Source organism: Streptomyces sp. NPDC001604 (assembly GCF_042893475.1).
In the GTDB taxonomy this organism is placed as follows: domain Bacteria; phylum Actinomycetota; class Actinomycetes; order Streptomycetales; family Streptomycetaceae; genus Streptomyces.
Genome location: NZ_JBIAUY010000018.1, coordinates 153895 through 173443, shown reverse-complemented (window position 1 = coordinate 173443; position 19549 = coordinate 153895). Strand labels below are relative to the sequence as shown.

The following is a 19549-nucleotide window of genomic DNA, read 5'->3' as shown; positions in this document are numbered from 1 at the left end:
AGTCGTGCCGCTGGGGCGGCACGGGTGGGCGCAGCGGCACCTCGCCGGCGCGGGAACCGGTTCCGGCGCCGTACGCGACTGCGGGTGCCACTCGCCGCCCTAGCTGCGGGCAGTCGTGCCGCTGGGGCGGCACGGGTGGGCGCAGCGGCACCTCGCCGGCGCGGGAACCGGTTCCGGCGCCGTACGCGACTGCGGGTGCCACTCGCCGCGGTAGCTGCGGGCAGTCGTGCCGCTGGGGCGGCACGGGTGGGCGCAGCGGCACCTCACCGGCGCGGGAACCGGTTCCGGTCGCCGGACGTACGTGGCGGCCCCGCCCTTTCGGACGGGGCCACTGCGGTGGGGGTCAGCCTGCGACCGGCTCCAGGGTCGGCGTCGGTTCGTCCGTGGGCGTCGGCGCGGAGGGCTCCGTGGCGCGCCGCCTCGGGATCAGCAGTGCCGCGAGACCGGCAAGCGCTACGACCGCGGACCCGGTCACCAGCGCCGGCTGCAGGCCGTCGACGAAGGTCTGCGCGGACTCGTAGCCACCCTGCGCCGAGAAGATCGACGACATGATCGCGATGCCGAGCGCGCCGCCCACCTCGCGCAGCGCGTTGTTGGCCCCGGAGGCGATGCCCTGCTCGTTGGCGCGGACACTGGACATCACCAGGTTGGCGGCCGGGGCGAAGTAGAGCCCCATGCCGATGCCGCTGATGATCAGGGCGGGCAGCTGGGCGGCGTAGGAAACGCCGGGCGCCACCACGGAAGCCATCCAGCCGAGACCGACGGCCTGCAGGAAGAGGCCGGTGGCGACGACGGGACGGCCGCCGATGCGGTCGGACAGGATGCCCGCGATCGGCGCGGCGATCATCGGCATGCCGGTCCAGGGCAGCATGCGCAGGCCCGCCTCCGTGGGCGAGTAGCCGAGTACGCCCTGCATGAACTGGCTGAGCAGGAAGATCGAGCCGAACATTCCGAGGAACATCAGCAGGCTCGCGGCGTTGATGCCGGAGAAGGCGCGGGAGCGGAACAGCCGCATCGGGAGCATGGGGTTCTTGGCGCGCAGGCTGTAGCCGACGAACGCTGTGAGCAGCGCGGTTCCGGCGAAGAGGCCGGTCAGGACCAAGGGGGCGGTCCAGCCGTCGGCCGGGCCGCGCACCAGGCCGTAGACGATCCCGAAGAGGCCTCCGCTGGCGAGCAGGGTGCCGGGGACGTCGAGCGGGGCGCCGGTGCCGTACGACTCGGCGAGGCGCAGGCGGGCCAGCGGCAGCAGGGCGAGGCCCAGCGGGACGTTCAGCCAGAAGATCCAGTGCCAGGAGACGTGCTCGGTGAGGCTGCCGCCGATCAGCGGGCCGGAGGCCACCGCGAGGCCGTTGACGGCACCCCAGATGCCGTACGCCATCCCGCGCTTGGCGGCGGGCACGGCGGCCGTGAGGAGGGTGAGCGTCAGGGGCATCATGATCGCGGCGCCCACGCCCTGCACCGCACGGGCGGCGATCAGGGAGTCGATGCCGGTCGCCATGGCCGCGCCGGCGGAGGCGCCGGTGAAGACGGTGAGGCCGACGAGGAAGAGCCGGCGGCGGCCGAACCGGTCGCCGAGTGCCGCGCCGAACATCAGGAGGACGGCGAAGGTGAGGGTGTAGGCGCTGACAGTCCATTCCAGGTCGTCCAGGGCGCCGCCCAGGTCCTTGCGGATGGAGGGCAGGGCGGTGGTGACGACGAGGTTGTCGAGGGCCGCCATGAATCCGGCGACGCTGGTGATGACGAGGGCCCAGACGGTTCCCCCGCGACGTGCGGTCTGCTGTGACATCGCTCCCCCAGAGGGTGATCAGTCGCTCGGTAGAGATTTGGTTAGTTATTGATGACTAACTTTCGCGGGCATGAAAAGGCGGTTGCGGCGCCTTCCCCGCGGCGTGCGTGGACTACTTCTCCAGACGGCCTTCCAGCCGTGCCTCGGGATACAGCCCCTCCCAGACTCGATGCTCGGGAGGAAAACCCATGGCCACCAGGCAGTTGATGAGCATTCCGTACGCCATGAACGTCGTCGTCCCGTCGGTGTCGGCACCCAGCGGCAGATGGACCGTGTCCCACAGCCGCATCCATCCGTTGCGCACCGCCTCGCCGAGCTCGCGGTCGCCCGCCTGCTCGGCGGCGCCCACGGTGACGTACATCTGCATCTGCATCAGCAGCCGCTCGGGCTGCTCCGCGATGACCTTGGTGTACGCGTTCGCCATCGCGCGCAGGGCCTCTTCGCCCTCCAGCCCCTTGGCGGCCTCCTCGAAGGTGCGGATGGTGTCCTCCATGCACCGCTGCGCCACCGCGAGGAAGAGTGCCTTCTTGCCCGGGAAGAGCCGGAAGAGATACGGCTGCGAGACACCGACCCGCTTGGCGATCGCCTCGGTCGACGTACCGTAGTAGCCGCCGCGGGCGAACTCCGTGGTCGCCGCTCGAATGACGCTCTCGCGCCTCTCCTCTGCGCTCATCCTGACCATGCGAGTAAGTTAGTACTCAATCACTAACTAGGTCAAGCCTGTGCCGGAACCTTCCTTGGCGCGCGCACGTTGTCGCAGGCAGAGGGCCACATGCAAGTAAGGGGCGCCCTCAATGGAGCGCACCCCTTACCAGCAGTACGTGCTGTACGCCCTCAGGCCAGCCGTACGACCGCCCGTGACATGCCCAGCACCTTCTGGCCGGCGCTGGTCGCCGTGAGGTCCACGCGGACCGTGTTGTCTTCGAGCTTGGCGGCCACCTTGGCGCTGACCTCGATGAGGGCGCCCTGGTCGTCGTTCGGGACGACGACGGGCTTGGTGAAGCGGACGCCGTACTCGACGACCGCGCCCGGGTCGCCGGTCCAGTCGGTGACCACCCGGATCGCCTCGGCCATGGTGAACATGCCGTGTGCGATGACGTCCGGGAGGCCCACCTCCTTGGCGAACTTCTCGTTCCAGTGGATGGGGTTGAAGTCCCCGGAGGCGCCGGCGTACTGGACGAGCGTGGCGCGGGTCACAGGAAAGGTCCGGGCGGGCAGTTCGGTGCCGACCTCGATGTCGTCGTATGCGATCTTCGCCGTCATGTTCTCGCTCACGCCTCCTCTGCCGCGCGCGCGACGAGCTTCGTCCAGGCGGTCACGACGTGCTCTCCGGCCTCGTCGTGGACCTCGCCGCGGATGTCCAGGATGTCGTTGCCCGCCATGGACTTGATCGCCTCGATGGTGGAGGTGACGGTGAGGCGGTCGCCGGCGCGGACCGGGCGGACGTAGGAGAACTTCTGGTCTCCGTGGACGACCCGGCTGTAGTCCAGGCCGAGCTGGGGGTCCTGGACGACCTGTCCGGCCGCCTTGAAGGTGATCGCGAAGACGAATGTCGGCGGCGCGATGACATCGGGGTGACCGAGTGCCTTGGCGGCCTCCGGGTCCGTGTACGCGGGGTTCGGGTCCCCCACCGCCTCGGCGAACTCGCGGATCTTCTCGCGGCCCACCTCGTAGGGCTCGGTGGGCGGGTAGCTCCGCCCCACGAAGGACTGGTCGAGCGCCATGGCTCGGCACCTCCTTTGTCTGCCTGCTGACTGCTGATTACTGATTGCCGCCGTCGGCCGTCGGCCGTCGGCCGTCGACCATCGGCTGCTGGCCGTCGACCATCAGCTGCTGGCCGTCGGCCGTCGGCTGCTGGCTGCTGCCGGCTGCGGATGCCGACTGCCTCGGGTGTCGGCCGGATGACTGACGGATGGCTGTCCGGGCGCCTGTGATCGGGCGGAACCGGCCGGTAACCGGGGGTGAAACGCCGCGAGGCCGTCCCCCGCTAGTGGGGACGGCCTCGCGTACGAGCCTGATTTATCGCGTCTCGCGGTGCGCGGTGTGCGCGTTGCAACGCGGGCAGTGCTTCTTCATCTCAAGACGGTCCGGGTTGTTGCGCCGGTTCTTCTTGGTGATGTAGTTCCGCTCCTTGCACTCCACGCAGGCCAGCGTGATCTTCGGGCGGACGTCGGTGGCAGCCACGTGAGTGCTCCTTGACGAACGGATGGGACGGGTTTAACGCATAGAAGAGTAGCCGATCGAAGGACCGACCCCGCAATCGGCTACTGTCAGTAGCGGTGACCGGACTTGAACCGGTGACACAGCGATTATGAGCCGCTTGCTCTACCGACTGAGCTACACCGCTGTGATGCGATCCGTTCCCGTCTTGCGACGGGAACCTCACACACCAGAGCCCCAATACGGAATCGAACCGTAGACCTTCTCCTTACCATGGAGACGCTCTGCCGACTGAGCTATTGGGGCGAGCGATGAAGACATTACACGCTCGGCCGCCGTTCACCCAAATCCGTTTCGCGGCCCCCGTCCCGGCCTGTTCCACCGGCGGGCGACGCCTCTGCCCCGGTCCGTTTCCCGGCTGTCCCGGGAGCCACTGAGGGCGCTTCCATACGGCGGACCACACCGGTACGACTATTGCGCTCCTCCCCGACACGGGCGGATCGCCACCCTAGGCTCGACTCACTCTGCGTGATCTTGCGTTCCCCTGCGCAGCCCCCGAGCCCCTGGAGTGCGATGCCCGACAGCCAGCCGCAGCCACCCCACTCGTCGTCCTCCTCTTCGGGCTCGTCGTCCTCATCGGGGTCCTCGGGTTCTCCGGGGTCCTCGGGACGGGTGGGCGACCCGGCCGCCCTGCTGCTGTGCGGGGCCCGGCTGACCGACGGCCGGACCGTGGACGTGCGGCTGAGCGGCGGGCGTATCGAGGCGGTCGGCACGGCCGGAAGCCTGGCTGCCGGCGGGGCGCGGGACTGCGGCATGCGCGTGGATCTCAGCGGCTATCTGCTGCTGCCGGCCCCGGCCGAACCGCATGCTCACGGGGACACCGCACTGTCCGCCGAGGACGACGGTCCGGCCTCGTACGAGCCCCAGGACGTCCAGCGCCGGGCCACCGAGGCGGCGCTGTTGCAGCTGGGGCACGGGGCGACCGCGCTGCGGGCACATGTGCGCGTGGGCGACGTTCAGGGGCTGGGCGCGCTGGGCGCCGTACTGCAGGCGCGGCGTTCGCTGCGCGGGCTGACGGAACTGACGACGGTGGCGATGCCGCGCATGCTGACCGGCGTGGCCGGGGCGGAGGGCCTGGCGATGCTGCGGGACGCCCTGAAGATGGGCGCCTCGGTGGTGGGGGGCTGTCCGGACCTGGATCCGGATCCGACCGGTTACGTGGAGGCGGTCCTCGAGGTCGCCTCCGAACACGGCTGCCCTGTCGACCTGCACACGGACGCCGCCGATCCGGCCCGGCTCGCCCGCATCATCGCGATGGCCGGGGGGCTGCGGCCCGGGGTGACGCTCGGGCCGTGCGGCGGCCTCGGCCGACTGCCCGCCGAGACGGCACGGCGCACCGCCGACCAGCTCGCGGCGGCCGGAGTGACGGTGGTGTGTCTGCCTCAGGGCGGCTGCGGCGGCACCGACCGGCGCGACACGGCTCCGGTACGGCTGCTGCGGGCGGCCGGCGTACGGGTGGCCGCGGGTAGCGGCGCCCTGCGCGACGTGTCGAACCCGGTGGGGCGCGGGGACCCCTTGGAGGCGGCCTATCTGCTGGCCTCCCGGTACGGGTTGCGGCCCGAGGACTCGTACGACGCGGTGAGTTCCTCGGCGCGGTCGGCCATGGGGCTGCCCGAGGTGCGGGTGGAGGCGGGCTTCCCGGCGGAGTTGCTGGCCCTGCGCGGCGACCGGCTGGCGGGGGCGTTGTCGCTGGCGTACAGCCGCATCGTGGTGCACCGGGGGCGGGTGGTGGCACGGACGAGCGCGGTACGGGAGTACTGCAACTCGGCCGCGGCCGCGGAGCTGGGGTTGCCTCGGCAGGGGCGGGGGGAGTTGTCGTGAGGGGTTGGGTGGGAGGGGTTGGCGGGACGGGTTGGCGGGAGGGGTTGGTGGGAGGAGTGGGGGCGCGGGTTTGTGGGGGTGCGTGCTTGTGGGGGCGCGTGTCTGTGGGGGTGTGAGAGGTGGGCGCGTGCGTTGCGGGGGTGTGAGAGGCGGGCGCATGCGTTGCGGGGGTGCGAGGGGCGGGCGCATGCGTTGCGCGGGCGCGTGCGTTGCGGGGGTGCGAGGGGCGGGCGCACACATTGTGGCATTGCGGGGGCGCGCGTTATTGGGGGTCCGCGTTTTCGGGGTGTTGCCGCCGTGGTGAGGAAGCCCGGCGGGCGTTGAGGGCGTGCAGGGGCGTGTAGGCGTTGAGAGCGGTCGGCGTGGGGATTGTGCGCGGGGCGCACGCCGGGCGTGTGAACCTGCCCGGGCTGGGCGCCCTGCTTCAGATCCGCCAGCAGGCCGATGCGAAGTCACGCCGTCGGTTCGGGTGACGGAAACGCGTGCCAGCAGAGCCCGCTCCGAGGTCTTGCACATGGAGTGAGCGGGCAGTGCGTGCCTCAGCGATGTGCGCCGGGAGCGCATGGTCGGGGCTCACGCGCCCGGCGCACGCCCTCCATTTGTGCGCTCCGCGTGCGCACCCTGAGGCGTGGCTCAAGTCGTGCGGCGGACGCGGCCGTCCGGGCGTACGGTCGGAAACATGCGCATTGTCATCGCTGGTGGTCATGGTCAGATCGCGCTGCGGCTGGAGCGGTTGCTCGCTGCGCGCGGAGATGAGGTCGCGGGGATCATCCGTCACGCCGAACAGGGCGACGACCTGCGGGAGGCCGGTGCCGAACCGGTTCTGCTCGATCTGGAGTCGGCCTCGGTCGAGGAGGTCGCGGCGCATCTGCAGGGCGCCGACGCGGCGGTGTTCGCAGCGGGTGCGGGTCCGGGCAGCGGGGCGGCCCGCAAGGACACGGTGGACAAGGGAGCGGCGATCCTGTTTGCGGACGCGGCGGTTCGAGCGGGCGTACGACGGCATGTGGTCGTCTCGTCGATGGGCGCCGATCCCGCGCACCGGGGGGACGACATCTTCGACGTGTATCTGCGTGCGAAGGGTGAGGCCGACGCGTACGTGCTGCGGCAGGACGCCCTGGACGCGACGATTCTGCGCCCTGGGATGCTGACGAACGACGCCGGCACCGGCCTCGTACGGCTGGAGGCGCACACGGGCCGCGGCACCGTCCCCCGGGACGACGTGGCCGCCGTACTGGCGGAGTTGGTGGAGACCCCGGCGACGGCCGGACTGACCCTGGAACTGGTCAGCGGATCGGCGCCCGTGTCGGTCGCGGTGAAGTCGGTGGCCGGGAACTGAGGGTGGACTGCGAGGGATGTTGTAGGAGGGTGCGGCTTGAGGAGCTCACTCTGGCTTCGCCCTAAGCCTCTTTAGAACAAGGGCAGTTGGCCCGGTATCTCCGGGACGACGTATCCGTCCAGTGACGGCTGGGCCGCGTCCGGTTGTGCCTGGCGGCGCGAGCCGGGGCAGGAGACGAGTACGCCGTTCTCGCGCGCGCCGGGCGGGTCGTGGCGAGCGAACCGTCCGGCGACGACGGCGATCTCGCGACGGCATTCGGGGCAGCGTCTGCGGCGAGTGGACATGGGGTCAGTGTGCCCCGGGGCGGGGCGTGTTGTGCGCGGGGCGCAAGCTCCGGCCCGCATGGACCTCGCGCGCCGTCATGTCGCCGAGGGAGCCCCCTGACCCCACAGTCACCCCCGAAGCCTTCACCGGGGCGCTACGAAGCCCGATAACGCTTGCTTAAGTCAATCAATCTACTTACTTTAAGGATGTCGCACACACCCGATGCCCCTTGCCTACGGAGGCCGACCCATGTCCCACGCCCTCCCCCGACCCGCCGCCGACGACGACGGGGTGGTGTCCGCAGCGCCACGGGCCAATGCCGTCGTAGCGGTCCTGGCCTTCGGCGGGATCGTGGTCTCGCTGATGCAGACCCTGGTGATCCCGATCGTCCCGGAGCTGCCGAAGCTCCTGAACGCCCCGGCGTCCGACACCGCCTGGGCCGTCACCGCCACGCTGCTCGCCGCCGCCGTGGCCGTCCCGATGATGGGCCGACTGGGAGACATGTACGGCAAGCGCCGCATACTCCTGGTCAGCCTGGTCCTGCTGGTCGCCGGATCGGTCACCGCCGCGCTCAGCGACTCCCTGGCGCCGATGGTCGTCGGGCGGGTGCTGCAGGGCATGGCGGGTGGTGTGATCCCGCTCGGCATCAGCATCATGCGGGACGAACTGCCCGCCGAACGGCTCGGTTCGGCCACCGCGTTGATGAGCGCCTCGCTGGGCGTCGGTGGCGCTCTCGGACTGCCCGCTGCCGCCCTCATCGCGGACCACTTCGACTGGCACGTACTTTTCTGGAGCTCGGCCGGCATGGGTGCCGTGGCGCTGCTGCTGGTGTTGTTCGTCGTCCCCGAGTCCGAGGTCCGCACGGGCGGCCGCTTCGATGTCGTCGGCGGCCTCGGCATGGCGGTCGGCCTGGTCTGCCTGCTGCTCGGCATCTCCAAGGGCGGCGACTGGGGCTGGGCCGGCGGCACCACGCTCGGCCTGTTCGGGGCGGCCGTCGTGGTGCTGCTGCTCTGGGGCTGGTACGAGCTGCGTACCGAGCAGCCACTGGTCGACCTGCGCACCACCGCCCGCCGTCAGGTACTGGTCACCAACCTCGCCTCGATCGCCCTCGGCTTCGGCATGTTCGCGATGTCCCTGGTGCTTCCGCAGCTCCTGCAGTTGCCTGAGGCGACCGGCTACGGTCTGGGCAAGTCGCTGCTGACCGCCGGTCTGGTCATGGCCCCCTCCGGCCTGGTGATGATGGCGGTCGCCCCCGTCTCGGCCGCCCTTTCCAAGGCCAAGGGCCCGAAGGCCAGCCTGATGCTGGGCTCGCTGATCGTGGCGGCCGGCTACGGCCTGCAGATCCTCCTGATGTCCGAGGTCTGGCAGTTCGTCCTGGTGTCCTGCGTCATCGGTTCCGGCATCGGCTTCACGTACGGCGCCATGCCCGCCCTCATCATGGGCGCCGTGCCCCCGTCCCAGTCGGGAGCCGCCAACAGTCTCAACACCCTGATGCGGTCCATCGGCACGTCGACCGCCAGCGCCGTCGCCGGCGTCATCCTGTCGCAGATGACCATGGACCTGGGCGGGGTCCCTCTCCCCTCGGAGAACGGCTTCAAGACCGTTCTGGCCATCGGCGGCGGAGCGGCGCTGCTCGCCTTCGCCGTCGCGTCCTTCATTCCGCGGCATCGGGCGGCGGGGGCTCGGGCTTCGACTGCGACTGGGGCTTCGACTGCGGCTGGGGGCGACTCCGCTTCCCAGGAGAGGGGTGTTGCCGGAGGGGCGTCCGCTACGGCGACAGCCCTGGTGTCTGCTACGACGCCGTCCGCGGCAGGGGGCGAGGAGAGCGTGCCCGGGCAGGCTGAGGAGGGCGCACCCGCGCCGCCTGAGGAGGGCGTGCCCGGACGGTCCGCGGCGGCCGCGGCTGCGGCCGCGATCGGGGAGGGTGCGCCTGGTCTGTCGGCCGCGCGGTCGCACGGATCCTCGCCCGGACCCGCGTCCTCATCGGCTTCCGTAGAGCCCGTCGGGCCTGACGGGGCGATGGGCTCCGCCGACGGCGGAATCCCGGTGAGCGGGCATGTCCTGGGGGCGGAGCGGGTCCCGGTGGCGGGGGCCGCGGTCACACTCATCTCGCTCGGCGGGGAGCAGCTGAGCCGATCGGTCTCGGGGGCCGACGGCTCGTACTGTGTCGACGCGCCCGCCGCCGGTTCGTACGTCCTGATCGCCTCCGCCGACGGCTTCCAGCCGCAGGCCTCGACACTCGTCGTCGCCGACGGGCCGGTCTCGTACGACGTCATCCTGCTGAGCGGCACGAGCGGCCTCGCCGGGTTGGTGCGGTCGGCCGACAGCGGGGCACCGGTCGCCGACGCCGTGGTGATCGTGACCGATGTGCGCGGGGAGGTGCTGACCACCGGACGGACCGACGTGCTGGGCGAGTTCACGGTCACCGACCTGGTGCCGGGGACGGTGACCCTCGCCGTCAACTCCGCCAAGCACCGCCCACTGGCCCTGCCCGTCGAGATCGGCGGCGCGGGCACCACACGCATCGAGGTCGAGCTCCGGCCCGGCGCCCATGTCCGGGGCACGGTACGCAGAGCGGGCGCCCCACTGAGCGACGCCCGGGTCACCCTGGTGGACGCGGCGGGCAACGTGATCGCCACGACCCGGACCGGGCACGACGGTGCGTACGCCTTCTCCGACCTGGACAGCGGCGCGTACACGGTGATCGCGACGGGCTATCCGCCGCAGGTGACGACCGTGACGGTATCGGCCGGCGGCACGGACGACCACGACATCGAACTTGCGTACAGCGGGGAATAGTTGCCCCTGCAGTTCTGATGAGGTTCCGTCTGCCCACAGCAGGAGGACCGCGTCGGATCGGCCTGAGACACGGCTCGCATGGACACCTCGAGCGAGGGGGGTCGTGCGGGCCGTTCGGCTTGATGGCGTGATGGGGGCGCAGTACAGGAAGTGGCGGCGCCAGGATTCGAACCCTGGGGACGCCTGAGCAGGTGCGCTCCCCCGCTGCGAACTACGGGTACGCCGGGGAACGGGCCGACGTCTATGTCGGGCTCGGCCCCCCTGCGACGTGCCCACGAGGTCGGAGGAGAGCACCGGGCCGTGGTGGTCGGTCATTTCCGGCCGCCGGCTGAGGTGCGAGAACGGCGCGTGCGCTCACTCCCTCGGGCACAGGTCCGGCTCGGCCGGACATGCCTCCATGCTTCCACGCGGCCGTGGTTCGCGTAGGGGGACGATGCTGTCGGATCCGGGGCCTTCAGCCTCCCGTGGAAGGCCGGGCGGTGCCGTCCAGGCGGGCGCGGTTCTCGGCGAGCATCTCCTGGACGCGGCGCTCGACCTCCACGGGGTCGACGCCGAGGGCACGGCCCATGTGGATGGACCACACCTCCGAGCGCACGTTGGTCTCGAAGTCCAGGTCGGCGCGGACGTTCTCGCGGGCGGCCTGGCGGTTCTGGCTCACCATGACGAAGGTGGACAGGAAGATCGCCTCCAGGCTGACGATCATGGTGAGCAGTCCGAAGGGAAACGGGTCCCAGATCGCTCCCTCCCCGAAGACCCCCTCGTTGCACACGATCCACGCCGTGAACCACGCGGCATGCAGATACACGAACGTCATGGTCCCGGAGAAGGCGGTGATACCGTCCGCGATCTTGTCCTGGGTCCCACGCATCCGCGCGAGAACGTCCTGTTCGTTGACGATCCGTACGCCCGGCCGCTTCGGCGCAGTGCCCATCGCTTCTCCCTGCCCGGTGTCCGACGAGGAATCGCCGTCAGCGTACGGCGGGCTACAGCGAAGTCGACCCGATGGAAGTCGCCCGTCGGGCCGGACCACTCCGTTGCCGTGCTGCTGCGTGTCTACGCGAAGGTTCTGGCGCATGCCCAGGAGCGGGCGAACCGCCAGATTCAGGCTGGCCTGCGGGAATGGGATGAGACCGGTCCGTCCCCCGGGGGACGCCTGAGGGACATGCCCTGATCAGGGGTGGGACTCACCTGAGATCAGGTGAGTCAAGTCGCCCTTTTCGTTCGCGTTTGAGTGAGGTTGTTCGAACACGAAAGGACCCCCTCTATCCTGCTCTTACACAGGTCAGAGGGGGTCTCTCTCAGCGTGGCGGCGCCAGGATTCGAACCTGGGAAGGCTGAGCCGGCAGATTTACAGTCTGCTCCCTTTGGCCGCTCGGGCACACCGCCGGGTTTGCTGCCGTTCGAACCGCCTTTCGGCGGTGCTCCCTGGCAACGACGTAAACAATACCCGATGCCGAGGGGTGCTTCGCCACCCGATTGATCTGCGCCCCGAGGGCGACGGGTGGCTAGGCTTGTCCGGATGCGGCCCGGACCACGCCGGGCTCGGCGCCCGCCCCCACGTACGCCGATACGCCCCCCGTACGCACCCCATCACGCACCGATACAAGGAGCCACAGGACATGGCCGACTCCAGTTTCGACATCGTCTCGAAGGTCGAGCGGCAGGAGGTCGACAACGCCCTCAACCAGGCCGCCAAGGAGATCTCGCAGCGCTACGACTTCAAGGGCGTGGGTGCCTCGATCTCGTGGTCCGGTGACAAGATCCTCATGGAGGCGAACTCCGAGGACCGGGTCAAGGCCGTCCTCGACGTCTTCCAGTCCAAGCTGATCAAGCGCGGGATCTCACTGAAGGCGCTGGACGCGGGCGAGCCCCAGCTCTCGGGCAAGGAGTACAAGATCTTCGCGTCGATCGAGGAGGGCATCTCCCAGGAGAACGCGAAGAAGGTGGCGAAGATCATCCGCGACGAGGGCCCCAAGGGCATCAAGGCGCAGGTGCAGGGCGACGAGCTGCGCGTCAGCTCGAAGAGCCGTGACGACCTCCAGGCCGTGATCGCGCTCCTGAAGGGCAAGGACTTCGACTTCGCGCTGCAGTTCGTGAACTACCGGTGAGCCACTGCTTCACCGTTGTCGGCTGACAGTCACCGGCCGGCGGCTGCCAGTCCACGAGGAAGGGTGGGCACCTGGCCGGTGCCCACCCTTCTCGCCTGCTGGCTGCGGTCCGGGGCGTTCTCGGTCGTGCTCAGTTGCGCGAGTTGCCGAACAGGATGCGGTAGACGATCAGGAGCACGAGTGAGCCGCCTATCGCCGCGGCCCATGTCGCGCCGTCGTAGAAGTGCTTGGTGATCGGATGGTCCAGCCAACGGGCCGAGATCCAGCCGCCGATGAACGCACCTGCGATGCCGATGAGAGTCGTGCCGATGAAGCCGCCCGGGTCGCGGCCCGGCAGCAGGAACTTGGCGATGGCTCCGGCCAACAGCCCCAGAATGATCCAGCTGATGATGGTCATGCCGTGAACCTGCCCTTCCGCACTGTGGCTGCACTTTCCGGACAGTGAGATTTCGGTCAAGATCCGCTGCGCACCGCGTGCTTGTTCCTGCTCTGTTGATGAGCAGGACGTCGCAGCGGCACTCATCGGTTGCAGCGATCAGTAGGGTGCGGAACATGGCATCGACCGGTACAGCTTCCGAACTGCGGCGCACGCTGGGCGTGGGCGACGCCGTCGTCATCGGGCTGGGCTCGATGGTGGGGGCCGGGATCTTCGCCGCCCTGGGACCGGCGGCGCGTGCGGCCGGGTCCGGGCTGCTGCTCGGCCTCGCCGTCGCCGCCGTCGTCGCCTACTGCAATGCCATGGCGTCGGCGCGGCTGGCCGCCCTGTATCCGGCCTCGGGCGGTACTTATGTGTACGGGCGTGAGCGGCTCGGCCCGTTCTGGGGTTATCTCGCGGGCTGGTCGTTCGTGGTCGGGAAAACTGCCTCCTGTGCGGCGATGGCGCTCACCGTGGGGGCGTACGTCTGGCCGGGGCAGGCGCACGCCGTGGCGGTAGCGGCCGTGGTGGCGCTGACCGCGGTGAACTACGGCGGAGTTCAGAAGTCCGCGTGGGTCACACGGGTGATCGTGGCGGTGGTACTGGCTGTCCTCGCTTCCGTCGTGGTGGTGTGCCTGGGGTCCGGGACGTCCGACGCGGGGCGCCTGGACGTAGGTACCTCGGGCGGTGTGGGCGGGGTGCTGCAGGCGGCGGGGCTGCTGTTCTTCGCGTTCGCCGGGTACGCGCGCATCGCGACCCTGGGCGAGGAGGTACGGGATCCGGCGCGCACCATCCCGCGCGCGATCCCCTTGGCTCTGGGCATCGCGCTGGCGGTGTACGTGTGTGCGGCGGTGGCTGTCCTTTCCGTGCTGGGGGCCGACCGACTCGGGGGTGCGGGTGCTCCGCTGGCCGATGCGGTGCGGGCGGCCGGCGTGCCGGGGCTGGTTCCGGTGGTGCGCGTGGGGGCCGCCGTGGCGGCGCTCGGTTCGCTGCTCGCCCTGATCCTGGGCGTCTCTCGGACGACGCTGGCCATGGCCCGCGACCGGTACCTTCCCGGCGCGTTGTCGGCCGTGCATCAGCGCTTCCAGGTGCCGCACCGGGCCGAACTGGCCGTGGGTGCCGTGGTCGCCGCCCTGGCCGCCACGGTGGACGTTCGGGGTGCGATCGGTTTCTCCTCCTTCGGTGTGCTGGCGTACTACGCCGTGGCCAATGCCTCCGCCTGGACGCTGAGTTCGGCCATGAGGCCTCGGCTGTTGCCTGCGGTGGGCCTTCTCGGTTGCGTGGTGCTGGCGTTCTCGCTGCCCGCGGTTTCGGTGGTCGTGGGCGCGGGAGTGCTGGCGGTGGGTGTGGGCGCGTACGGCGTACGGCGACAGGTGGCTGCGCGGTAGCGCACTGGGCCGAACGCCAGTCCGGGCGGGCGGGCGCCTGGTCAAGGCTTCCGGCCCAGGGTGGGCAGGTCCGGCCGTCAGGGCCGGGGCTGGGCGCGTTCTTCCGGCTTCCGGATGTTGTCTCGCGGGATATCCGCGTCGCCGTACTGGAGGGTTTCTTGCGCTGTCGTACGCATGGTCGCGGCTGCTATGACGCTCGTGCCGCCGTGGGGCGTATGCGGAAGTCGGTCCAAGGGATCATCTCGAGTTCCTCGTTCGTCTCCTCGTACCAGCCCGTGCCGTCCACCCAGGACCTCAGCCAGGCCGTGAGGCTGGGGGCGTCGACGTACCACGCGTGGTGGGCGTGGTCGGCGTTCGGCTCGAAGAGGAGGACGGGGGCTTCCGAGGTGCGGCAGTCCACGCACGCGTACATCGCGCAGCCCCAGTGGGATATCGGCAGGACGCCTTCGGGCCAGGGCCAGTCGGGGTCCTTTCGGGCGCTCTCGCGATTGGCGAGGTATTGCGCTACGGCGGCAGGCTCGTCGGCGGGCGGACTGTCGAGGAGGGGCAACAGGCCGTACTCCGGGCCGAACCCGCCGTCTCCTATGCGCAGGTAGAGGTCGGCGAGCAGCGGAGGCAGGGGGAAGCCCAGGGCGGTCTCGGCGCGGGCCAGCGTGGACGCGTCGACTGGCTCCGGAAGTGAAGGCCAGCCCCACGGGCGGGTGTTGTGCGCCTTGGCCGACACCCGTACCAGCAACTGCTCGTTCTCGGTCATGGGTTCATGATGCAAGGCGCCACTGACAATCGGTCCGGCCTGTGGACAACCTTCGAGCTGTGGAAAACCTGGTCACTCGGATGGGGGCGAGCAGACCGCCCCCGCCCTGGTCCCGGTTGGTCAGCTGGTGGCGAACGGCTGGTCCGTAGGCACGATTTCGCGGCCGAGCGGCAGCAGCGAGACCGGGATCAGCTTGAAGTTGGCGATGCCGAACGGGATACCGATGATCGTGATGCACAGGGCGATACCGGTGACGATGTGCGTGAGCGCGAGCCACCAGCCCGCGAGGATCAGCCACAGGACGTTGCCGAGACATGAGGGCGCACCGGCGTCGCGGCGCTCGACTGTCGTGTACCCGAAGGGCCACAGGGCGTAGACACCGATGCGGAACGCCGCGATGCCGAACGGGATGCCGATGATCGTGATGCAGAGAAGGATGCCCGCGGCCAGGTAACCGAGGAACAGCCAGAAACCGCTCAGGACGAGCCAGATGACATTCAGGATGGTTTTCACTGGGGGCGACCTGCCATCTTCTCGAGCCGGGCGATGCGCTCCGCCATCGGCGGGTGTGTCGAGAACATCTTGGAGAGTCCCTGGCCCGGGCGGAAAGGATTCGCGATCATCATATGGCTCGCGGTCTCGATGCGCGGCTCGGGCGGCAACGGCAACTGCCTCGTACCTGCTTCGAGCTTGCGCAGCGCACCGGCGAGCGCGAGGGGATCGCCGGTCAACTGCGCGCCGGAGGCATCGGCCTCGTATTCCCTGGAGCGGCTGATGGCCAACTGGATGAGACTGGCCGCGAGCGGGCCCAGGATCATGATCATCAGCATGCCGAGGATGCCCGGGCCGTCGTCGTCGTCGGACCGGCCGACCGGGATCAGCCAGGCGAAGTTGACCAGGAACATGATCACGGAGGCCAGGGCCCCGGCGACTGACGAGATGAGGATGTCGCGGTTGTAGACGTGACTGAGCTCATGACCGATGACACCGCGCAGTTCGCGCTCGTCCAGGATCCGCAGGATGCCTTCCGTGCAGCACACGGCGGCGTTGCGCGGGTTGCGGCCCGTCGCGAAGGCGTTCGGCGCCTCCGTCGGGGAGATGTACAGGCGTGGCATGGGCTGACGGGCCTGGGTGGAGAGGTCGCGGACCATGCGGTAGAGGGCGGGGGCCTCGAACTCGCTGACGGGGCGCGCACGCATCGCGCGTAGCGCCAGCTTGTCGCTGTTCCAGTACGCGTACGCGTTCGTGCCCAGTGCGATCACAACCGCGACGACGAGCCCCGTGCGGCCGAAGAAGCTGCCGATGACGATGATGAGGGCGGACAGTCCTCCGAGGAGAACTGCGGTCCTTAGCCCGTTGTGCCGGCGGTGCACGGTACGCCCTCCAAGTCGTGCAGCAGGGGAACCCTTTGCTTGCTGATGTCGGGTGCCACTGGTGCCGTGGTGTCACGTCCAGTGGACCCTCCCGTACTGGTCAACGCCAGGCGAGGGCCACTAGTTCCCTTGTGCGTACGGCGACCTGCGTGGGCCGTCCGGGTGACGGCGCCCCTGGGTGGCCGGCGTCGGCTCAGAAGAGGGCTGTGCCGGCGAAGCGCAGGACCAGCTGGGGTGCTCCGGAGAGGACGATGCCGAGGGCGCCGGTGAGGGTGATCGCCGCGGTGAGGGGCGCGGGGAGGCGGTGCTTGACGGGCTCGCCCTCGGGGGCGCGGAACAGCAGTGCCGTCCATTGGAGGTAGTAGAACAGGGCGATGACGACGTTGACGGCCATGACCACGGCCAGCCAGCCGAGTCCCGCGTCGACCGCCGCCGAGAACACGGTGACCTTGGCGAACAGGCCGATGATGCCTGGGGGCAGTCCCGCCAGGCAGAGCAGGAAGAACGCCAGCAGGAGAGCGGCGACCGGATTGCTCGCGTAGAGGCCGCGGTAGTCCGTGATGCGGTTCGCGGACCTGGTACGGCCCATCAGTGCGGCCATCGCGAAGGCTCCGAGGTTCACGGCGGCGTACATGAGGGCGTAGGCGACCGTGGAGCCGATCGAGTGCTCGGCGTTGTCGGAGTAGGCGGCCGCGGCGATCGGTACGAGGAGGTAGCCGGCCTGGCCGACCGACGACCAGGCGAGCAGCCGTACCGCGCTGTACGCGCGCGTGGCTTGCTGGCGCAGGGCGCCGACGTTGCCGACCGTCATGGTGAGCGCGGCAAGCACCGCGAGCGCGGGCCCCCAGACGTCGGCGTACGAGGGGAACGCGACGACTGTGACGAGGATCAGGCCGGAGAAGCCGACCGCCTTGCCGACGACCGACAGATAGGCGGCGATGGGCAGGGGCGCGCCCACGTAGGTGTCGGGAACCCAGAAGTGGAAGGGCACGGCGGCCGTCTTGAAGGCGAAGCCGACGAGGGTGAGGACGACACCGGTCTGGGCGAGCGTGTGGAGCTGTCCGTCGACGTGCTGGATCCGGTCGGCGACCTGGGTGAGGTAGAGGGTGCCGGTGGTGGCGTACACGAAGCTGATGCCCATGAGGCTGACGGCGGTCGCGGTGACCGACGACAGGAAGAACTTCAGGGCCGCTTCGGAGGACTTCTTGTCGCCGTGCCGGATGCCGACGAGGGCGAAGGCGGGCAGGGAGGCGACCTCCAGGGCGACGATCAGCGTCGCGAGGTCGCGGGAGGCGGGCAGCAGGGCGGCGCCGGCCGCGGAGGAGAGCAGCAGGAACCAGTACTCCCCTTCGGGGAGTTGTCTGTCGGCGTCCTTCAGGGCCGTCACCGACAGGAGGGCGGCGAGGAGGGCGCCGCCGAGGACCAGGAACTGGATGACGAGCGTGAAGCGGTCCGCGGTGTAACTGCACGCGTGTGTGCCGTTCACGCAGAAGGTGCTGCGGTCGCCGTCCAGGAGGGGCAGCAGCAGGAGCGCGGAGGCGGCGAGGCCGGCGATGGAGACCCAGCCGAGGAGTGCCTTCCTGGCGTCGGCGAGGAACAGGTCGGCGACGAGGACGACGAGTCCGACGACCGCCGTGAGGGTGGGTGGCGCGATGGCGAGCCAGTCGACGGACTGGACGACGCTCGCGGCCAGCGGCTGCGCCAGGGAGCTCATCGGGTGCCTCCTGAGAGGAGCTGCTGGACGGCCGGGTCGGTCAGGCCGAGAAGGGCCTTGGGCCACAGGCCGGCGGCGACGGTGAGGGCGACGAGCGGGGTCCAGGCCGCGAACTCGTACGTGTGGACGTCGGCGAGCTGCGGCGCTTCCGCGGGTACGGCGCCCATGCAGACGCGGCGGACGACGACCAGCATGTATGCGGCCGTGAGCAGAGTGCCGAAGGCCGCGATCGCCATGAAGGTGAGGAAGGCCGGCCGGCTGAGGTCGCCGGCGGGCCTGAACGCGCCGAACAGGGCCAGCATCTCCCCCCAGAATCCGGCCAGGCCCGGCAGACCGAGCGAGGCCACTGCGCCGAAGGCGAGCAGACCGCCGAGGCGGGGGGCCTTGCCGTAGAGCGCGGCACCGGTCTCCTCGGCGAGGGTGTCGAGGTCGGTGGTGCCCGTACGGTCCTTGAGCGCGCCGACCAGGAAGAACAGCAGGCCGGTGATGAGGCCGTGGGCGATGTTGGCGAACAGGGCGCCGTTCACGCCGGTCGGGGTCATGGTCGAGATGCCGAGCAGGACGAAGCCCATGTGACCGACGGACGAGTAGGCGATGAGGCGCTTGAGATCGCCCTTCGCTCCCTGCTTGGCGAGCGCCAGGCAGGCCAGCGAACCGTAGATGATCCCGACGACGGCGAAGGCGGCGAGGTAGGGCGCGAAGGTGTGGAGCCCGTCCGGCGCGATCGGGAGGAGGATCCGGACGAAACCGTACGTACCCATCTTCAGCAGGACCCCGGCCAGCAGGACCGAGCCGACGGTCGGGGCGGCGGTGTGGGCGTCGGGCAGCCAGCTGTGCAACGGCCACATCGGCGTCTTGACCGCGAGCCCGATCCCGATGGCCAGAACGGCGATGACCTGCACGGATGTGGTCAGCGACCGGCCGTTGTCAGTGGCGAGTGCCACCATGTCGAACGTGCCGGCCTTGATCCCGATCAGGAGCAGGCCGAGCAGCATGACGACCGAACCGAGCAGTGTGTAGAGGATGAACCGCCAGGCGGCCTGGGTCCGGCCCTCGCCGCCCCAGCGGGCGATGAGGAAGTACATCGGGACGAGGACCATCTCGAACGCGAGGAAGAACAGCAGCAGATCGAGGACGGCGAAGCTCGCAAGGGTGCCTGACTCGAGGACCAGAACCAGTGCCACGAAGGCCTTCGGGGTCGGGCCCGACGGCATCTTGAAGTACGAGTAGAGCGCGCAGAGGAAGGTCAGCAGCGCGGTCAGGACCAGAAGGGGGAGGGAAATGCCGTCGATGCCGAGGTGGATCCGCACGTCGAGGGCGGGGATCCAGCTGATGTCGGTCGTGGCCTGCATCTTCGACGGGTGGTCGTGGTCGAAGCCGAGCGCAAGGACGATCGCGGCGATGAGGACCGCGCCGGTCACGGTCACGCCGTGGCGGAGCACGGCCTGCTCGGGTGACTTCCCCTTCAGTCCCGGCGGAGCGGGCAGGAGAGCGGCGACGGCCCCGAGGAGCGGGCCGACGACGACGAATGCCAGAAGGAACTGCATCACGGACTCGTTGATATCGATCAC

Annotated in this window: 18 protein-coding genes and 3 tRNA genes; 5 read left to right on the top strand and 16 right to left on the bottom strand. The window is 69.8% G+C overall.

Translation table 11 applies throughout. The features are described 5' to 3' along the window. Positions 1 to 343: 343 nt before the first annotated feature. The 7 genes from ACFY1E_RS37100 to ACFY1E_RS37070 all read right to left on the bottom strand — a co-directional run bounded on the left by ACFY1E_RS37100 (position 344) and on the right by ACFY1E_RS37070 (position 4252). On the bottom strand, positions 344 to 1786 hold the full coding sequence (locus ACFY1E_RS37100) for a DHA2 family efflux MFS transporter permease subunit (protein ID WP_389084219.1): 1443 nt from the start codon (positions 1784 to 1786) through the stop codon (positions 344 to 346). Between the two features lie 112 nt (positions 1787 to 1898). Further along, positions 1899 to 2468, bottom strand: a complete 570-nt coding sequence (locus ACFY1E_RS37095) for a TetR/AcrR family transcriptional regulator (RefSeq protein ID WP_389084216.1) — start codon at positions 2466 to 2468, stop codon at positions 1899 to 1901. Between the two features lie 152 nt (positions 2469 to 2620). Then, the gene (locus tag ACFY1E_RS37090; protein WP_389084314.1) at positions 2621 to 3049 is read right to left on the bottom strand and encodes a MaoC family dehydratase; all 429 of its coding nucleotides are present in this window, start codon (positions 3047 to 3049) and stop codon (positions 2621 to 2623) included. Positions 3050 to 3057: 8 nt separating this feature from the next. Continuing rightward, positions 3058 to 3510 (bottom strand): MaoC family dehydratase N-terminal domain-containing protein, encoded by a 453-nt coding sequence (locus ACFY1E_RS37085; protein WP_344403656.1) that lies wholly within the window; start codon positions 3508 to 3510, stop codon positions 3058 to 3060. Positions 3511 to 3805: 295 nt separating this feature from the next. Further along, positions 3806 to 3970, bottom strand: coding sequence for a 50S ribosomal protein L33 (gene rpmG, locus ACFY1E_RS37080; RefSeq protein ID WP_003948671.1), 165 nt, complete (start codon positions 3968 to 3970; stop codon positions 3806 to 3808). 90 nt (positions 3971 to 4060) lie between these two features. Further along, positions 4061 to 4133 (bottom strand) — tRNA-Met (locus ACFY1E_RS37075). Between the two features lie 46 nt (positions 4134 to 4179). Then, positions 4180 to 4252 (bottom strand) — tRNA-Thr (locus ACFY1E_RS37070). 267 nt (positions 4253 to 4519) lie between these two features. Here ACFY1E_RS37070 and ACFY1E_RS37065 point away from each other — a divergent pair. Further along, positions 4520 to 5827 carry an amidohydrolase family protein gene (locus tag ACFY1E_RS37065; protein ID WP_389084214.1) on the top strand — a complete coding sequence of 436 codons (1308 nt, stop codon included), beginning with the start codon at positions 4520 to 4522 and terminating at the stop codon, positions 5825 to 5827. 679 nt (positions 5828 to 6506) lie between these two features. Beyond that, positions 6507 to 7163, top strand: coding sequence for an NAD(P)H-binding protein (locus ACFY1E_RS37060; RefSeq protein WP_389084211.1), 657 nt, complete (start codon positions 6507 to 6509; stop codon positions 7161 to 7163). Between the two features lie 71 nt (positions 7164 to 7234). Here ACFY1E_RS37060 and ACFY1E_RS37055 read toward each other — a convergent pair whose 3' ends face one another. Then, the gene (locus ACFY1E_RS37055) at positions 7235 to 7447 is read right to left on the bottom strand and encodes a hypothetical protein (protein ID WP_389084208.1); all 213 of its coding nucleotides are present in this window, start codon (positions 7445 to 7447) and stop codon (positions 7235 to 7237) included. A 229-nt stretch (positions 7448 to 7676) separates the two neighbouring features. Here ACFY1E_RS37055 and ACFY1E_RS37050 point away from each other — a divergent pair, with 229 nt between their 5' ends. After that, positions 7677 to 10226, top strand: a complete 2550-nt coding sequence (locus ACFY1E_RS37050; RefSeq protein WP_389084206.1) for an MFS transporter — start codon at positions 7677 to 7679, stop codon at positions 10224 to 10226. 454 nt (positions 10227 to 10680) lie between these two features. Here ACFY1E_RS37050 and ACFY1E_RS37045 read toward each other — a convergent pair whose 3' ends face one another. Both ACFY1E_RS37045 and ACFY1E_RS37040 read right to left on the bottom strand, forming a co-directional pair. Next, a complete protein-coding gene (locus ACFY1E_RS37045; protein ID WP_389084203.1) occupies positions 10681 to 11157 on the bottom strand; it encodes a DUF1003 domain-containing protein in 477 nt (158 codons plus the stop codon). A 373-nt stretch (positions 11158 to 11530) separates the two neighbouring features. After that, a tRNA-Tyr gene (locus ACFY1E_RS37040) sits at positions 11531 to 11612 on the bottom strand. A 233-nt stretch (positions 11613 to 11845) separates the two neighbouring features. Here ACFY1E_RS37040 and ACFY1E_RS37035 point away from each other — a divergent pair. Continuing rightward, on the top strand, positions 11846 to 12334 hold the full coding sequence (locus ACFY1E_RS37035) for a YajQ family cyclic di-GMP-binding protein (RefSeq protein ID WP_030945172.1): 489 nt from the start codon (positions 11846 to 11848) through the stop codon (positions 12332 to 12334). A 130-nt stretch (positions 12335 to 12464) separates the two neighbouring features. Here the strand turns inward: ACFY1E_RS37035 and ACFY1E_RS37030 are convergent, their stop codons facing one another. Then, positions 12465 to 12731 (bottom strand): GlsB/YeaQ/YmgE family stress response membrane protein, encoded by a 267-nt coding sequence (locus ACFY1E_RS37030; protein ID WP_389084201.1) that lies wholly within the window; start codon positions 12729 to 12731, stop codon positions 12465 to 12467. Between the two features lie 155 nt (positions 12732 to 12886). On the opposite strand from ACFY1E_RS37030, the gene ACFY1E_RS37025 reads away from it, so the two are divergent. Further along, positions 12887 to 14137, top strand: coding sequence for an APC family permease (locus ACFY1E_RS37025; protein WP_389084199.1), 1251 nt, complete (start codon positions 12887 to 12889; stop codon positions 14135 to 14137). Positions 14138 to 14324: 187 nt separating this feature from the next. On the opposite strand, the gene ACFY1E_RS37020 is transcribed toward ACFY1E_RS37025, so the two are convergent. The 5 genes from ACFY1E_RS37020 to ACFY1E_RS37000 all read right to left on the bottom strand — a co-directional run bounded on the left by ACFY1E_RS37020 (position 14325) and on the right by ACFY1E_RS37000 (position 19549). Further along, positions 14325 to 14891 carry an SMI1/KNR4 family protein gene (locus ACFY1E_RS37020; protein ID WP_389084197.1) on the bottom strand — a complete coding sequence of 189 codons (567 nt, stop codon included), beginning with the start codon at positions 14889 to 14891 and terminating at the stop codon, positions 14325 to 14327. A gap of 120 nt (positions 14892 to 15011) precedes the next feature. Beyond that, positions 15012 to 15404, bottom strand: coding sequence for a YccF domain-containing protein (locus ACFY1E_RS37015; RefSeq protein WP_389084195.1), 393 nt, complete (start codon positions 15402 to 15404; stop codon positions 15012 to 15014). Next, a complete protein-coding gene (gene htpX / locus ACFY1E_RS37010; RefSeq protein ID WP_389084192.1) occupies positions 15401 to 16264 on the bottom strand; it encodes a zinc metalloprotease HtpX in 864 nt (287 codons plus the stop codon). The genes ACFY1E_RS37015 and htpX overlap by 4 nt, the downstream gene beginning before the upstream one ends. Positions 16265 to 16457: 193 nt before the next feature. Next, positions 16458 to 17978: an NADH-quinone oxidoreductase subunit N gene (locus ACFY1E_RS37005; protein WP_389084190.1), complete on the bottom strand. Its 1521-nt coding sequence runs from the start codon at positions 17976 to 17978 to the stop codon at positions 16458 to 16460. Then, positions 17975 to 19549 (bottom strand): NADH-quinone oxidoreductase subunit M, encoded by a 1575-nt coding sequence (locus ACFY1E_RS37000; protein ID WP_389084187.1) that lies wholly within the window; start codon positions 19547 to 19549, stop codon positions 17975 to 17977. The genes ACFY1E_RS37005 and ACFY1E_RS37000 overlap by 4 nt, the downstream gene beginning before the upstream one ends.

Bases quoted from the DNA above. Each gene is read 5' to 3' on its own strand.
- ACFY1E_RS37020 (WP_389084197.1), bottom strand. From the start codon at position 14,891: ATGACCGAGAACGAGCAGTTGCTGGTACGGGTGTCGGCCAAGGCGCAC.
- ACFY1E_RS37035 (WP_030945172.1), top strand. From the start codon at position 11,846: ATGGCCGACTCCAGTTTCGACATCGTCTCGAAGGTCGAGCGGCAGGAG.
- ACFY1E_RS37085 (WP_344403656.1), bottom strand. From the start codon at position 3,510: ATGGCGCTCGACCAGTCCTTCGTGGGGCGGAGCTACCCGCCCACCGAG.
- ACFY1E_RS37005 (WP_389084190.1), bottom strand. From the start codon at position 17,978: ATGAGCTCCCTGGCGCAGCCGCTGGCCGCGAGCGTCGTCCAGTCCGTC.
- ACFY1E_RS37065 (WP_389084214.1), top strand. From the start codon at position 4,520: ATGCCCGACAGCCAGCCGCAGCCACCCCACTCGTCGTCCTCCTCTTCG.
- ACFY1E_RS37095 (WP_389084216.1), bottom strand. From the start codon at position 2,468: ATGGTCAGGATGAGCGCAGAGGAGAGGCGCGAGAGCGTCATTCGAGCG.
- ACFY1E_RS37090 (WP_389084314.1), bottom strand. From the start codon at position 3,049: ATGACGGCGAAGATCGCATACGACGACATCGAGGTCGGCACCGAACTG.
- ACFY1E_RS37100 (WP_389084219.1), bottom strand. From the start codon at position 1,786: ATGTCACAGCAGACCGCACGTCGCGGGGGAACCGTCTGGGCCCTCGTC.
- ACFY1E_RS37050 (WP_389084206.1), top strand. From the start codon at position 7,677: ATGTCCCACGCCCTCCCCCGACCCGCCGCCGACGACGACGGGGTGGTG.
- ACFY1E_RS37025 (WP_389084199.1), top strand. From the start codon at position 12,887: ATGGCATCGACCGGTACAGCTTCCGAACTGCGGCGCACGCTGGGCGTG.
- ACFY1E_RS37055 (WP_389084208.1), bottom strand. From the start codon at position 7,447: ATGTCCACTCGCCGCAGACGCTGCCCCGAATGCCGTCGCGAGATCGCC.
- ACFY1E_RS37030 (WP_389084201.1), bottom strand. From the start codon at position 12,731: ATGACCATCATCAGCTGGATCATTCTGGGGCTGTTGGCCGGAGCCATC.
- ACFY1E_RS37060 (WP_389084211.1), top strand. From the start codon at position 6,507: ATGCGCATTGTCATCGCTGGTGGTCATGGTCAGATCGCGCTGCGGCTG.
- ACFY1E_RS37045 (WP_389084203.1), bottom strand. From the start codon at position 11,157: ATGGGCACTGCGCCGAAGCGGCCGGGCGTACGGATCGTCAACGAACAG.